Source organism: Salegentibacter echinorum, assembly GCF_900129445.1.
In the GTDB taxonomy this organism is placed as follows: domain Bacteria; phylum Bacteroidota; class Bacteroidia; order Flavobacteriales; family Flavobacteriaceae; genus Salegentibacter; species Salegentibacter echinorum.
Map to the genome: position 1 here is coordinate 347,578 of NZ_FQVT01000001.1, position 15,868 is coordinate 363,445.

Here is a 15,868-nt window from a genome sequence, read left to right on the forward strand (position 1 = left end):
TGTAATAAAAACGTTAATCTTTCAATTAGTCCTGAACTTTGGCTACTTTTGCAAAAAATTACTAAATCGTTAATTTATGCTTTCAGTATCAAATCTTTCAGTGCAATTTGGGAAACGTGTTTTGTTTGATGAAGTGAACACAACTTTTACCCAGGGTAATTGCTACGGGATTATCGGAGCCAATGGGGCCGGGAAATCTACTTTTCTAAATATCCTTTCTGGAAAATCTGAACCTACTTCGGGCCACGTTAGTCTTGAGCCGGGAAAAAGAATGTCGGTTTTAGAACAAAATCATAACCTGTATGATGATCAACCGGTACTGGAAACAGTAATTTTGGGGAATGAGCCGCTTGCTGCCATAAAAAAGGAAATGGACGAGATTTATGCGAAAGAGGATTTTAGTGATGCCGATGGCGAGCGGGTAGGTGTGCTGCAAGTGGAGTTTGAAGAGATGAACGGCTGGAACGCCGAGAGCGATGCCGCTTCTTTGTTGTCTAATTTAGGAATCAAGGAAAACTATCACTATACTTTAATGAAAGATCTTGACGGGACACAAAAAGTAAGGGTGTTATTGGCGCAGGCGCTTTTTGGTAATCCTGATGTGTTGATTATGGATGAGCCTACCAACGATTTGGATTATGAAACCATCTCCTGGTTGGAACACTTTCTGGCCAATTATGATAATACGGTAATCGTAGTATCGCACGACCGTCACTTCCTTGATGCGGTTTGCACCCATATTTCTGATATAGACTTCGGAAAAATAAATCATTTTAGCGGGAATTATACTTTCTGGTATGAATCTTCCCAATTGGCAGCCAGACAGCGGGCACAACAGAATAAAAAATCTGAAGAGAAGAAGAAAGAACTTCAGGAGTTTATACAGCGGTTTAGCGCCAACGTAGCTAAATCTAAGCAGGCGACTTCCCGTAAAAAAATGATCGATAAATTAAATATTGAAGACATAAAACCTTCCAGCCGAAGGTATCCCGCGATAATTTTTGAACGCGAACGGGAAGCAGGGGATCAAATTTTAAATGTGGAGAAACTGGAAGCTTCCATAGAAGGAGAAACCTTGTTTAAAAATGTAAATATTAACCTTGCCAAAGGCGATAAAGTTGTGGTTTACTCAAGGGACTCCCGTGCAACCACCGCTTTCTATGAGATTATAAACGGAAAACAAGAAGCCGTTTCTGGTAAGTATTCCTGGGGAGTTACTACTTCGCAATCTTACCTGCCTTTAGATAACTCAGAGTTTTTTGAAAATGACCTTACTCTAGTAGATTGGCTGCGTCAATGGGCAAAGACAGAAGAAGAGCGGGAAGAAGTTTATATACGTGGATTCCTTGGGAAAATGTTATTTAGCGGTGAAGAAGCTTTAAAAACCTGTAGAGTGCTTTCGGGAGGGGAAAAAGTGCGGTGTATGTTAAGTAGAATGATGATGATGAGGGCCAATGTAGTGATGCTGGATGAACCTACCAACCACCTGGATCTGGAGTCGATTACAGCTTTTAATAATTCCTTAAAGAATTTTAAGGGTACTATGCTATTCACCACTCACGATCACGAATTTGCGCAAACCGTAGCAACACGGGTTATAGAATTAACACCCGGTGGCGCCATAGACCGTTACGCTACTTTCGATGAGTATATGAACGATAAAAAAATAAAGGAACAACGCGATAAAATGTATAGCGTAGAAGCTTAGTTTTCTAAACCTCGACAAAGTGTAAGTTTTTGATATTTAGACCTTACAGGTTTCAAAAACCTATAGGTCTGGTGATTTTAGCGAATTCAACTAACCGGACATACAGATTTAGTTTTTATCAAAAATTATGTTTCAAATAAAACCTCGGGACAATTCCACGAGGTTTTATTTTTCTTTGGCTAATCAAACTAAATTCTTAAAACACGCCGCCTCCATTGGCTTGGTTATCATCTCTTTTTTTACGTTTAAGGCTTCGGCTTTTTCCGCCACCAAAACGATAGGAAAATCCTAAGTACACATTTTGGCTTTCTCCTTTAAACCTGCCTTCTTGAGGTAAAGGCCGTCCATTAGTAAAGCTAAATTCCTGGGTGTCGAATACATCATTAAAATTAAGGCTTATCGTCGCTTTATCATTTAAAAGCGAATAACGCGCTCCAAGGTTTACAAAATACATGGGATCCATATCTACTTGAAGTTGTTTTGATGCACTTCTGTAAAACCCGAAGACTTGAAAAGTTAACTTATCGGTGGTTTTAAAACTGTGGTTTGTTCTAAAAGTCCAGGCAGTGTTGTCGGTTTCCAGGTAATCTTCGCCTACCACTCCTTTTAAATCCTGACTGTAGAGTTCAAAACTGGTGTTGGTGCTCCACCATTTGGTGAATTTATAATTGGTGCTAAGTTCCAGCCCATAAGAGTTATTGTTTTCAAAATTTTCATACTGCAATAAGAGTGAACCTGCTTCATTGGGATCTTCCACAAAAACCTGACTTATCTCATCGTTGATATTTCTATAGAATATCCCGGTGGTAAGACTGCCTTTTTTCTTAAAACTTCGGGTATAATTAAATTCAAAAGAATTAGTGAATTGCGGTTCTAATTCGGGGTTTCCGGTAACGGTTAAACGGGGAGAGCTTATTTCCCTAATAGGATTTACCTGGCCAAAGTTAGGGCGATCTACCCTGCGGCTATAGCTTAATTGATATGAATTGGTTTCGCCCGGGGTATAATTTAAAAATCCGCTGGGATAAATATTAAAATACTCATCGGTAAATACATTTTTATTGTTGTAAATGGCGTCAACTTTAAAGTTTTCTAACCTGGCGCCCACCTGATAAGACCATTTTTCAAAATTCTGACCATAGGTTGTATAAAAGGAATAAATATCCCGCTTGTATTGATAGGTAGAATTGCTATAAAAATCGCTATTTGTAGTATATGTATTATCGGTGTCAAGAAGTCTTGCTTCCGCACCAATTTCAAGCTTAGAATTTTCGGTTAACGGGTTTTCATAATCGATATTGGCAATTATATTTTCTCGTTTTTCCTTGACGTGATCGCGATAGTCTTCATAACCGGCGGTATTTCCTTCAAAATTAAAGACTGAATTTTCGTCCTGCTCATAATCATTATAATCGGCTTCAAAAAGAATTTTATGTCCGTCTTCATTAAATTTATGGTCAAAGGCAAAATTATAAGTGCTGTTGGTGTTATCGTATTCAGAATCTAAGTTTTGCGCTAAATCCAGTTCTGGATTTGCGGGGTAAATAATGCGTATGGCTCCTTCCGGGCCACCGTTGTATAGGTTTTGATTGGTATAAAATGAAAAAGTGTTCTGCTCGTCTAAATAGAAATCAACGCCAATCTTGTAGAGATAGGATTCCCTGGAATTTAAAACATCAAAGGCCTGTTTGTAATTAGCTTCGGTAAAATTAATACGTCCTAAATTAGCTTTTTCGCCAAACTGACCGCCAAAATTTCCGTAGAAATTAAATTTTCCCTTTCGGTAGTTTAAATCTAAGGAAGCATTGGTACGGGTATGTTTACCAACCGTAACCCCGGCATTAAAATTACCGTTAAATCCGTCGTTGGTATTCTTATGCAGCACAATATTAATGATGCCGCTATTGCCTTCCGGATTGTATTTTGCCGATGGATTTGTGATAAGTTCTATGGTTTTTATCGAGGTAGAAGGGATTTGTTTAAGCAATTGCGCCGGATCCATATTCGTAGGCTTCCCATCAATTAGAATGCGCACATTTGCATTTCCGCGTAGTGCAATATTTCCATCTTGATCTACATTTACCGAGGGTACATTGTTCATTATTTCTGAAGCGCTCGCCCCGGTAGTGGTGAGGTCTTTTCCTACATTTATTACTTTGCGGTCTATACGTTGCTCTATGGTAGTGCGTTCGGCAACCACGGTAACGCCATCTAACATCGCGACTTCGGGTTCTAAACTTATATTGCCAAAATTATAATTGCTGCTTTGACGGGTGATCTCAATTTCTTTAGAGAACGATTTGTATCCCATAAACTGAACTTTAAAAGCATAAGTTCCCTGCCTAATTTTATTAAGACTAAAGGAACCATCTTCTGCAGTAGTTTCTCCCTGAACCATTTCGCCATCTGTATTGGTTATACTTATGGTGGCATAAGGAATTGGCTCTTTCAATTCGGCATCTATCACCCTTCCCGAAATGCGGCCGAAGGGTTCAGTGGCTAAAGTTATGTTGCTCATTAGAACTGCGGTAAAAATTAAAAATAACTGTTTCATTTTTTGATTGATTTTGATGATTAGTGTGTTTAAAATAAATCCTTGTATAGCATAATACTTAAATTCATGTTTTGGATAATTTGTCGTTTTTGATGATGAAAAACTATCCGGTTGATTGATGAATGATCCCTTTAGTTTGTATAACAATATACTTTGTTATGCATAATACATAAAACCAGAATGTCAAAATTTTGAACTTTCTTCTACTATAAAGACGAGTGGAAAAGTAATTTGTTACAGGAAAAAGAAAATAATTTTTTGTAGTGCTGTTTTTATTGATAAAATTAAAGGCAGCCTCAGTCAGACCTCACAGTTTCAAAAAAGCTCGTAAAGTCTCTCATATCAAGGATTTTTTAGAAAATAGAAAACTATAATAATTAATATTACTGTTAGCGAAAATTTAGAAAATTAATAAAAAGATTAATTTCTGAAGCTTTGTTGCGTCGTGTTGATGTTGTAATTTTATGCTATGGATAAAAAAACATTGGTACTTGGGGCATCTTTAAATGCTTCCCGGTATTCGAACATCGCGATTAAACGTTTGATAAGTTATAATCAACCAACGGTAGCTTTAGGTCTTCGAAAAGGAGAAGTAGAAGGAGTGAAAATTGAAACTGAAAAGGTTCCTTTTCAAGGTATTGATACCGTCACACTTTACCTGGGGCCGCCAAGACAGGAAGAATATTATGATTATATCGTTTCTTTAAGTCCGCAGCGGGTCATTTTTAATCCCGGCACCGAAAACTCCGAATTTTATAAAATCCTACGAGAAAATAATATTGAGGTGGAAGTAGCCTGTACGTTAGTGATGCTTGGCACGAATCAATATTAAACCTAAAATAGTTAGGAAACCATTCAGAATTAAAATAAAGAAACCAAATTCAAAGCCAAACCAGGCTAAGCTATTGGTGCTTATCGCGTAAGATAGTATAGGAGCAAGAATAGCAACAATGGGAACTAATTTATCTTTTAATTGAATTTTGGTAAATAGCCCCAGGGTATAGAGGCCTAAAAGTGGTCCGTAGGTATAACCGGCAAATTCAAAGAGTTTATTGATCACGCTTTTATCGGCAATAGCATATTTAAAGATCATCATCACCGCTATAAATAAGATGGAAATTACAATATGAATTTGCTTTCTAATTTTCATTTGCCTGGACTGGTCATAGTGTTTTTCAATATTTAAAATATCAATACTAAAGGAAGTTGTAAGTGCGGTTAAGGTACCATCTGCACTGGAATAAGCTGCGGCAATTAGCCCAAGAATAAATAAAATGGCCACTCCAATGCCCAGTTCGCCCCCGGTGGCTATTGCGGGGAAGAGTTCATCTTTTATGGCGTTCAGACCATTTAAATCGGCATATTGGGTAAGGAAAACGCCAAGGATTAAAAACATCATATTCACCACAGTTAGCACCATCGTAAAAGAAAACATATTCTTTTGTGCTTCTTTAAGATTGCGACAGGTAAGGTTTTTCTGCATCATATCCTGATCTAACCCGGTCATGACTATGGCGATAAAAGCACCACTTACAAACTGTTTTATAAAATGATCCCCGCTTTTCCAGTCTTCAAAAAAGAATATTTTTGTGAGCCCGCTTTCCGACAAATGATTGAACATGCCACCGGCAGAAATCCCTAATTCATCAGAAATAACAACCAGGGTGACGCCAAGAGATAGAAGCATAAAAAAGGTTTGCAATGTATCTGTCCACACCACGGTTTTAATCCCGCTTCTAAAAGTATAAAGCCAAATAAGAAATATGGTGACGGAAACAGTCACGTAATAAGGCACTCCCAATTCATCAAAAAGGATAAGTTGTAATACATTGGCAACGAGGAAGAGCCGGAAACTAGAACCTATAAGCCGGGAAAGCAGGAAAAATGAGGCTCCGGTTTTATAGGAAAACTTCCCGAAGCGGGTTTCTAAATAAGAATAAATAGAGGTTAGGTTAAGCCGATAATATAGTGGTAATAAAACCAGGCCAATTATCGCATAGCCTATGGTATAACCCAGCACCACCTGGAAATAACTAAAACTATCTGTAGTCACTGTACCCGGAAGTGAAATAAAAGTTACCCCGCTAAGGGAGGCACCAATCATTCCAAAAGCCACAATATACCAGGGGGATTGCCTGTTTGCCCTAAAAAACTCGGCATTACTACCGGCTTTACTTGAAAAAAAAGAGACTAAAAATAAAAGTCCGAAGTAAGCGGCAATTAAAATTAAAATCTGGTACGGCTGCATAGGCTGGTTTTGTAGGAAGCGAATTTACAAATTTGCCTTAAACTTTAACCATCTTCCTGCGAATGAGCGCTAAAAATCCTAAATTCGCAACATGGATTTTTCTTCAAAATTATTGGAACAGGCCGTAGATGAGATGGCTCAACTGCCCGGTATTGGAAAACGAACGGCTTTAAGATTGGTATTGCATATGCTGAAGCAACCAGAATCGCAAACCAAACAGCTGGCCAATGCCCTTACCAAATTAAGAACCGATATAAAACGCTGCAAGAATTGTTATAATATTAGTGATACTGAACTCTGCGCTATTTGCGCCAATCCTGCCCGGAAATCTGAAATAGTTTGCGTGGTAGAAGACATTAGGGATGTTATGGCAATTGAAAATACCGATCAATACCGCGGCCATTATCACGTTCTTGGTGGGAAAATAAGCCCTATGGATGGGATTGGTCCATCCCAGTTAAGCATTAAACCTTTACTAGATAAAGTAGAAGCGGGAAAAATTGAGGAGATTATTTTTGCGCTAAGTAGTACTTTAGAAGGAGATACTACCAACTTTTATATTTACCGGCAGTTGGAAGGCAAAGGGATTAAGACCTCTACCATCGCCCGCGGAATCTCTGTTGGCGATGAACTGGAATATGCCGATGAGGTAACTTTAGGAAGAAGTATTGCAAACCGGGTACCTTTTGAAAGTTCTATGAGAAGCTAATTTTTAATCGCGGGGCGATAGCCAGGAGAATCTTGCATCTATTAAATACATGTGAAATTATATAATTATCCGCCTTTTACCAGAGGGATCAATATTCAATTTTAATTCGGATAAAGTCTTTACCCCGACCCCTAAAAAGTGCCCTTTTTCTATCAATTGAACCAATTTCGAACGCTTTATGGCTCGTGCAGATAAGATTGGCGGTATTTTCAGCAAAATGTTTTCTACTGCTAGAGTAGGTGGGAATCATTAAAAATTAAAGAGATGAAGTATTTTTTATTTTTAATAATGATTGTAAGTGCGTCTGGTTGTGTAGGAGATGATGCTGTAAGCAAACCAATAAATCTTTGTAGTGATCTAAATTGTGACAAATGTGTTTTAATTGACCGTGATATATTTAATGAAACCGAGACAGCTAATTATTCATTTCAGGAAATTAAGATTGTTGGAGATTGCTTAAAAATAAAATATGCTGGCGGTGGTTGAAATGGTGAATCTTTTGAAGAAGATTTAATTGATTCGGGATCCATAGAGGAAACTGCTACAGTACAGCGAAATTTAAAATTTAAATTAGTGGAAGATGAAGACTGTGAAGCTTTAATAACAAAAGAAGTTTCATTTGATCTTACTCCGCTCCAGACTAACGACAGTAAAGTCCTTTTAAATATCGAACAATGGGAAGAATCAATTTTATATGAATATTGAAGGCCTTATAAAATTAAAAGTTTAGAATTTCACGCTAGGTGCGCAAAGAAAAAAATACAAATAATTGAAAAATTGTGGCCGTAAAGTTTCAACTCACATCATTTTCGATAGTACATTCAACGCATTACCGGTCATAAAACGATCTACAATTTCTTCTGCGGTTACCTGTTTGTTTCGCGCTTGTTGCAGGGGACAGGGAGTTTTTATTTCTTTAATATAATTGTAAACGTGCATAAGCAGGTAATCATCTAATTTGTCTATTTGCACCGCCGTCCAATAGCCATCTATAGGATCTATAATTCCGTCAAAATCGCTACCCAGGCATTGTATGCCCCAGGCATATTGACCATTAGCATCTAAAACTTCAGCGATATGCCTTATTTGGTTCCAAACCAATTTAGACCAAGAGTACAATAAATTCCGTTTACTTTTTATGTCTTTGGTACTTCTTAAAACCATCCTGGAGCCAATTCGGCGTTCATCTAATTGAATTCCGAAGAGACCATTTGAAAGTCCAATTTTAATAATTTCATCGTCAAAAAAATTAATATCATCGGTATTAAAAACATTTTCCTGCGAAATACAGGTTTTTTGCGTCCCACCGGGAGAGGGAAGCCCGGTAACGCAACCGTGGCTCACTAATATGGGGATAGTTTGATTAGAGTATTTTTCCAGGATTTTAAAGTATTCCAGCCTGGATTTTCGGCTCATATGTTTAATGTCTATGTAAATTGGTTTTACGGCGCTCCCATCTTTATTTTGAAGAGGATCAAGCATCGCTGCAATGGCTTTTTCACCGGCTTTGGTTATACCGAGGTTTATTCCGTTTTCCTGATCTACTACGCATTTTACCAATCCGCCAAGACTTTGAGCGTGTCCGCACAAGCCATTCCAAAAATGATGTGCCAGGGTAATAAAAACCGGTCTTATAAGCCCATCTTTTTCCATACGTAAATCCCGTATGCGCTGCAACATTTTTTTTAGCGCTTTTTCAGAAATACCATCGGGATACTTGTATGCGGGTTCATCGCTATCTAAAACCTGATCGAAAACATGGGCACCTTCAATTGTGGGTATAAAAACAATGGTATCATCAACCAATTTTCCCTGTCGTTCCAAAAGTTCAATTTCTGCATAAGAATTGGTGATTAGGTATTGCATTTGCTTTCCATCTATATTGATAGAATTACCGTTTTCCTGCTCTACAAACCGCATTTCCAGTTTAAGATCTTCCCAATAGCTCTTAATGCTTTGGATATGATCTATCCTGGATTGTCCAAACTCTGTTGCCAATTTTCCAAGCAAATCAGAAGCTAATCCTGTGCCCAATTTATTATCAAAGAAATCTCGTTCCTGCGGATAAAAGGACAGGCAAACTATAGCTACCCGACCACGTTTTAAACTGGTGGCATCACTTTGTGAAAAATTGGTTAGACTGGCTATATAATTCTTCACTTTATCGAAAAAAGAAGGCGCATCGTGAAACCACATAGAATGCGCATGCCTGGGATTCCTGGATTGTAAACCGGGATTTTTCCTAAAAGACCGGGCGAAAGGCTTCATGGACGAATGACAATGAATGTCAACAAAGAAATGTGGTTTCATTTTGTTGGTTTTTACAAATAGACAACGTTGGATGCTGTTTATTGGGTTGTGCTTTCTAAATTATGAACTAAGCGTTAGCAATCAGTTTATCGACTATGATATCTAATTCAGTTTTATTTTCAGCAACGCTAAGTAATCCGTCTTCGTGTAAGGCGATTAGATTTTCTTTGGTCGCATTATCCAAAGCGCTATCGGCATACACCAATTTTGGCTGAAGCCGGTGATAATCTTTTTGATCCTGGGCCGAAAGGGTTTTATAAATCTGTTTTAGTTGATAATCTACGGTTTCGGCATTACCGCTCATCATAATATCAATGAGAGGTTTTATCCATTTAAAGACCCCGGCATTTTTGAAATCCTTGTAAAAATAGGGCTGTTTGTCGCTTCCGGTACCAATGCTCACAATAAGCATATCTTTAGCAGTGGGTTTTATAGGTTTTTCTGAATTATTCAATAAGGTTTTAAAATCTAACTTTCTGGCTTCGGCATAGGCACATAAGGCGGGGTTATTAGCAAAAACACCACCGTCTATAAGTACGTGAGGCGCACCGTAAATTGAATATATCTTTGAAACTTCAAAATAGGTAGGTGCTGCGGTGGCCGCCCGGGCCGCATCCCTAAGATAGAAGTCATAAACTTTATCCTGTGCTTCGAGGCTGGTAAAGAAGAAGGCTTTTCGATTGCGAATATCGTAACTGGGGATTAAACAGGGCTTTAGGAGTTCGCTTAGTTGTTGATCTCCAAAATATTTTAAGAGTTGTTTTTCCAGCGGCTTTTCAGGGTACTTTTCATCGGAAATTCCATTGAGACTAATTATTCTTTTTAAAAGTGAAACATCAAATATCTCGTCGCCTTCATTTAAATATACCTTTAATGCATCTATAGCGCTGTATTTAGACTTTCCTGTTTCATCTGGGCATAGGTACATAAAAGAGAGGAGCCCGCCGGTGCTGGTGCCGGTAATAAAATCGAAATAATCACTAAGCCGGGCTTTAGGATTTTCGGTTTTTTCTTTTAATTGGGCTTCCACGTAAGCAAGAATGGTTGCCGGAATAATTCCACGAATACCCCCTCCATCTAAAGATAAGATCCTAATTTTAGACATACGCCAAATATTTATAAGATTCCTTATAAATTTAAGAATAAATTCCGGATTATTTTTTATTGGGTTTGTTTAGAATTAACTAGAGCTTGTTTACCGAATATTATAATTTTATGAATATCTCCATGGAGTGTTATCCTTTAAAGGTTTTATTCAAAACTAAATTTGTTACGAAAAAATCATTAGTTAAGTAAGAGCTTTCACAAGTTTTTGATCCCTCATAGCTTTCGGGACTGTGAGGTTTGATTTAATAATCTAAACTTTTTGTGGTTTTCCGGCTCCGAGCCCGGCAATGAGTTTAAAGGCAGCAATGATAATAAGTAAACCAAGAGAATAGTTCCATACTTGGGTAGCTTCCTGTATTACGCCCACCATAAATGGTCCGGTGGCAGCGATAAAGTAGCCGATAGATTGTACCATTCCAGATAATTCGGCAGCGGTTTCAGTATCTGAGGCACGCAAAACAATAAGCAGGAGTGCCAACCCAAAAGTACCGCCTAATACCAAGCCCAGTAAAGAAACCCAAACCACGGTTAACCCAACATCGGGAAGCATTAAGCCTATCAACCCAATAATTTCAAAAAATACCAAAGTTAAAATTACCAGGCGTTGATCTTTTCTTGAACCGGCCCAAACAGGAATGATAAGAGCGCCCAGAATTCCGGTAGCCTGGGAGAGGGAAAGCATCCAGCCGGCAAATTCAGAGTCGTAACCACGCGCCAGCAAAATAGCCGGCAACCAGGCTAAAATCACATAAAAAGTTAGGGATTGCAAGCCCATGTACACAGCAATTTGCCAAACTAAGCGCGAACCGCTAAGACTTTTTAAAGCAGCCTTAAAGCTTCGGCGGGCTTTAGAGCGTTTTATTCGTTTTATTTGAGGAATCCAAATAAAAAGTGCCAAAAGGGATAAAAGTCCCCAGGTAGCTAAAGAACCGCGCCAACCTAAGTTTAGGTCATTGGCCAGAGGTACACTTAAACCTGCAGCTACTGCAGCCCCCACAGACATAGTAGCCGAATGTAAACTGGTGATTAAACCGGCTTTATCGGGAAAATTTTGTTTGGTAAGTGCCGGGATGAGTACATTGCCAAAGGCGATGGCAATACCTAATAATGTAGTCCCCAGGTAAAGCCCAAAAACACCGGCCGTAGATCTTATAAAAATACCCAGACTAAGTAAAATTAAAGCTCCCATTAGTGTTTTACCTATACCAAAACGCTTAGTGAACAAAGGGGTAATTGTAGAAATAACGCCAAAGGCCAATAAAGGCAAAGTAGTTAACAATCCCAGTAAGGTTTCTGAAAGCTGTAAGGAATGTTTTATAGCATCAACTAGCGGACCTATACTGGAAAGGGCAGGCCGCAAATTTATAGCGATAAATAAAATACCCGTTAGGAGCCAAATTGCACCGGGATTTTTAAAGGAAGATGGTTTATTTGAATTCATAAGAAAACGGGCAAAGGTACTTTTAAAAACCAAATCTTTTACATAGAATAAGTTAAAGTAAAATGGCCATAAAGCTTTGTTGATTCAGGTCTTTATTGTGAAGAAGAAAAACAGAAAAATATATCAGCTCTTTAGTTTGCTTAGTCATTTGTATATTTGTGATTCTGAAATACATGTAACTTCCAAAAAATACGGATGAATAGAAATTACTGGCTCGAATTAAAAACAAAACTTTTAGATTTTCTGGTGGATATAGGTCCCGAAATTATCTATTCGATCATCATCTTGATTATTGGGGTTTTTTCGATAAAAATTTTAATGCGTATGCTAAAAGGCGCATTGCGAAAATCTAAAGTAGAATTATCCTTAAAAACCTTTGTAGAGAGCTTAAGCGTGTTTTTACTTTACGGTTTTTTATTTTTTATTATCGGTTCTATACTGGGAATTAAAACTACCTCTTTTATAGCTGTTTTTGGCGCAGTGGGTATCGCCGTTGGTCTTGCTTTACAAGGAAGTCTATCCAATTTTGCTGGTGGAGTACTTATTTTGGTATTCAAGCCTTTTAGGGTTGGCGACTTAATACATGTGAATAATAATTTGGGCTTTGTGCAGAAAATAGATATCCTGTACACCCGAATTAAAACTTTTGATGGGCGGGCAATTACCATGCCCAATGGGAATGTTTCCAACAGCGATGTTGACAACCGTACGATGGAAAAATTCCGTAGAATAGATCTAGATCTTAAATTTTCTTTTGAGGAAGACATGGAGGAGCTGCGCAACATGATCATCACAGCTTTAAAAAGACATCCAAAACTGGCTAAAGAGATGCCGGTTGATGCCTGGCTGGATGAGCTTGGCGAATATGATATGAAGATAAAAGCAAGATGCTGGGTAGAATCTAAAGAATACTGGCCAGCTCACTGGGAGCAATTGGAAGCCGTAAAAAAGGAAATAGACTCAAGGGGCATTAAATTACCTATTCCTAGACGAGCCATTTACCAGGAGGAGAAAAAGACGATTGAATAATTTATTTTTGGAACCCCACCTGATGTTTCTGAATTATGCTATCAACCTTTTATTGAATAAATGAGATATAACGAAATTTCGTGATATCCTTATATAAAGCTCGTGGATTAGTCCCGGGGTAGTTTACTTCCGAAGAAAAGATTGTCGGTATTTTTAAAGAATTTAAATGCCAGGAACTCTTTTGCTTCGGGAAGCTTTCTTAAATTTGTAGGAAACCCTTTAAAACAAATAACTATGCTGTGCATAAAACATCATTCTACAGATCCTTATTTTAATATCGCTACCGATGAGTTTATCTTTAAGCATATTGAGGAAGATTGTTTTATGTTATGGCGAAACGATAATGCTATTATTGTTGGAAAACATCAAAATACTATAGCTGAAGTTAATGTGGACTATGTAAAAGAAAAAGGCATTAAAGTAGTTCGCAGGCTCTCGGGTGGGGGCGCCGTTTATCACGATCTTGGGAATTTAAATTTCTCCTTTACCAGAACAGGAAAAAATTCTGAAATGATAGACTTTCAGCGATATACCAAACCCATTCTCGACGTGTTACAAAGTCTTGGCGTAGATGCTAAATTTGAAGGCAGAAATGATCTCACCATTAAAGGAAAAAAGTTCTCCGGAAATGCCGAGCACCTGGTGAAAAATAAAATTCTGCACCACGGCACCTTACTTTTTTCTTCAGACATGAAAGATATTAGCGGGGCTTTAAAGGTAAATCCCTTAAAATATAAAGGTAGGGCGATGAAATCTGTGCCTAACCGGGTGACCAATATAAGCGATCACCTGGAGGAAAAAATCTCCCTGGAAGAATTTACCGATAGGGTTATGGACCATATTACCAATATGTTTGAAGACGCCAGGATGTATGAATTTACGGAAGAAGATTTAAAGAAAATTCAGGAAATACGCGACGAAAAATACAGCACCTGGGATTGGAATTTTGGCTATTCCCCCGATTATAATTTTGAGCAGGGGTTGCGTACCGAAGGTGGCACCATAGAAATGCATATGAATGTCTCTAAAGGCTTAATCACCGATGTAAAGATTCACGGTGACTTTTTTCATATTAAAGATATCGAACCTATTGAGAAAGCACTGCAAAACACCAAACACGAAGAGGCAGAAATTAGAAAAGTGTTGCAGCAATTCAATCTAAATGAGTATTTTAATAAGGTGACCGAAGATGATCTTATTAAGATTATGTTCTAGCTCAATTTGAATAATATTACTTTCAAAAACGCAAAGTTGACGCTCCATAACTCGGAATTCTCTTTAACTTTTTGTGGAGATTGCGTTTAGAAGAAATTATATGAGAAGTATATATGGTCAGTAATTTCTGTATTATCGCTAAGGTTGAGGTAACTCTATGTTATTCCTCTTGAAAGTTTTAGCTTAAAATGTTGAATTTTGGATGTCAGCGATTTATCTATGATTTTTTAAATTTCGGAAAATACAAGTTCGTTATTGACTATTTTCTATCGCATATTACGGTTATGAAATTATTAGCTATTTTACTCATTACAACTTAAAAAAGCAGCTGAGTTTAAAAAGTTCATACCAAACAAAACAATACTGCATATATTTGTAGTATTATAAGCAATTTTATGATCAGAACAACTTTTTACCGTTTTTTAATATTTGTAGTTTTATGTGCGTTCGCATCGCATACTAATGCACAGTCCAAACCTTTTAATCCTTCTAAAGATACTCTTGTTATAAGTGTTGCTGGTAATGACCCTTTTATTGTAGAGGACGAAGATACCGATGAGCTTAGGGGTATTTCCATAGATATTTGGGAGGAAATGGCTTATAAAAATAATTGGCAGTACCGGTATATATCCTATCCTACAGTTAATAAAGCATTAAAAGCTGTAGAAAAAGGAGATTCAGATTTGGCAATTGGCCCTATAAGCATAACTTCAAGTAGAGTTAAAAAATTAATGTTTTCTCAACCGTATTATCAATCCAGTCTTGCCATAGGTTCTCGGGCCGATGGTCTTGGATTATGGGGTAGGATTAAGCCACTTTTCAGCTTAAAACTTTTAATTGCGGTTGGTGTGTTTTTATTTATTCTGGCTATTGTGGGAACGCTTTTATGGCTGGCAGAACACAAGGCTTCTCCAGAGCAATTTCCGCGAGATCCCAAAAGAGGAATAGGGAATGGAATGTGGCTTGCCATTGTAACCATGAGTACAACGGGTTATGGTGATATGGCTCCCGTAACCTTGCGTGGAAGAATTGTCGCCGGTATCTGGATGGTGATCACAATTATCTTTGCGACCTCTATGGTTGCCGGTATTGCCAGTACCCTTACCCTAACCGGCATGGGAGATTCAACAATTACCAAGGTGGAAGAACTTGCAAATAAAAAATCTGCTACTGTTGCCGGTTCCCCCGCTACAACTTTTGTTAAAGAGCATAAATCTAAACCCATAGTTGTAGATACTTTTGATGAGGCGCTAAAGCTTTTAGACGAGAAAAAGGTAGATGCCGTGGTTTATGATAGGCCGCAATTACTATATTTTCAACAAAATAATAAAGAGGAAGATCTATATGTAGCCAAAGCAGAATATTATAAACAGGGTTACGGCTTTGCTTTTCCGTTAAACAGTGAATTTGTGTATCAGGTAAATTTAGAACTGTTAAAACTTGCTGAAGAGCGGGAAATAGAAGATATTGTCGCTGAATATTTAGGGAAGGAATAACCATTTTTTTCTTCAGAAGTTTTTAAAATTTAAAACTTAATCTCTTTAAAA

12 protein-coding genes are annotated in these 15,868 nt (G+C 37.8%); 7 read left to right on the plus strand and 5 right to left on the minus strand.

What is annotated here, in order from left to right:
• Positions 1–76 precede the first annotated feature (76 nt).
• Positions 77–1,708, plus strand: a complete 1,632-nt coding sequence (locus tag BUA71_RS01650) for an ABC-F family ATP-binding cassette domain-containing protein (RefSeq protein WP_072876058.1) — start codon at positions 77–79, stop codon at positions 1,706–1,708.
• Between the two features lie 196 nt (positions 1,709–1,904).
• On the opposite strand, the gene BUA71_RS01655 is transcribed toward BUA71_RS01650, so the two are convergent.
• Positions 1,905–4,262 carry a TonB-dependent receptor gene (locus BUA71_RS01655; protein ID WP_072876060.1) on the minus strand — a complete coding sequence of 786 codons (2,358 nt, stop codon included), beginning with the start codon at positions 4,260–4,262 and terminating at the stop codon, positions 1,905–1,907.
• Positions 4,263–4,731: 469 nt separating this feature from the next.
• Between BUA71_RS01655 and BUA71_RS01660 the strand changes: the two genes are divergently transcribed.
• On the plus strand, positions 4,732–5,094 hold the full coding sequence (locus tag BUA71_RS01660; RefSeq protein WP_072876061.1) for a CoA-binding protein: 363 nt from the start codon (positions 4,732–4,734) through the stop codon (positions 5,092–5,094).
• On the opposite strand, the gene BUA71_RS01665 is transcribed toward BUA71_RS01660, so the two are convergent.
• Positions 5,065–6,510 (minus strand): sodium:solute symporter, encoded by a 1,446-nt coding sequence (locus BUA71_RS01665; RefSeq protein ID WP_072876063.1) that lies wholly within the window; start codon positions 6,508–6,510, stop codon positions 5,065–5,067. The genes BUA71_RS01660 and BUA71_RS01665 overlap by 30 nt on opposite strands.
• A gap of 91 nt (positions 6,511–6,601) precedes the next feature.
• On the opposite strand from BUA71_RS01665, the gene recR reads away from it, so the two are divergent.
• Together recR and BUA71_RS01675 are read left to right on the plus strand one after the other, a co-directional pair.
• Complete coding sequence (gene recR, locus BUA71_RS01670) at positions 6,602–7,219, plus strand: recombination mediator RecR (RefSeq protein ID WP_072876064.1); 618 nt, start codon at positions 6,602–6,604, stop codon at positions 7,217–7,219.
• 264 nt (positions 7,220–7,483) lie between these two features.
• A complete protein-coding gene (locus BUA71_RS01675; RefSeq protein ID WP_072876066.1) occupies positions 7,484–7,705 on the plus strand; it encodes a hypothetical protein in 222 nt (73 codons plus the stop codon).
• Positions 7,706–8,017: 312 nt separating this feature from the next.
• Here the strand turns inward: BUA71_RS01675 and BUA71_RS01680 are convergent, their stop codons facing one another.
• The 3 genes from BUA71_RS01680 to BUA71_RS01690 all read right to left on the minus strand — a co-directional run bounded on the left by BUA71_RS01680 (position 8,018) and on the right by BUA71_RS01690 (position 12,077).
• Entirely contained in the window at positions 8,018–9,529 is a 1,512-nt protein-coding gene (locus BUA71_RS01680; RefSeq protein ID WP_072876068.1) for an amidohydrolase family protein, read from the minus strand.
• A 67-nt stretch (positions 9,530–9,596) separates the two neighbouring features.
• Complete coding sequence (locus BUA71_RS01685; protein WP_072876070.1) at positions 9,597–10,634, minus strand: patatin-like phospholipase family protein; 1,038 nt, start codon at positions 10,632–10,634, stop codon at positions 9,597–9,599.
• A 252-nt stretch (positions 10,635–10,886) separates the two neighbouring features.
• On the minus strand, positions 10,887–12,077 hold the full coding sequence (locus tag BUA71_RS01690; protein WP_072876072.1) for a CynX/NimT family MFS transporter: 1,191 nt from the start codon (positions 12,075–12,077) through the stop codon (positions 10,887–10,889).
• Positions 12,078–12,272: 195 nt separating this feature from the next.
• On the opposite strand from BUA71_RS01690, the gene BUA71_RS01695 reads away from it, so the two are divergent.
• The 3 genes from BUA71_RS01695 (at position 12,273) to BUA71_RS01705 (ending at position 15,817) form a co-directional block, all read left to right on the plus strand.
• Positions 12,273–13,106 (plus strand): mechanosensitive ion channel family protein, encoded by an 834-nt coding sequence (locus tag BUA71_RS01695; RefSeq protein ID WP_072876074.1) that lies wholly within the window; start codon positions 12,273–12,275, stop codon positions 13,104–13,106.
• 141 nt (positions 13,107–13,247) lie between these two features.
• Positions 13,248–14,321: a lipoate--protein ligase gene (locus BUA71_RS01700; RefSeq protein WP_245812534.1), complete on the plus strand. Its 1,074-nt coding sequence runs from the start codon at positions 13,248–13,250 to the stop codon at positions 14,319–14,321.
• 395 nt (positions 14,322–14,716) lie between these two features.
• Entirely contained in the window at positions 14,717–15,817 is a 1,101-nt protein-coding gene (locus BUA71_RS01705) for a transporter substrate-binding domain-containing protein (RefSeq protein WP_072876076.1), read from the plus strand.
• Positions 15,818–15,868: the final 51 nt, after the last annotated feature.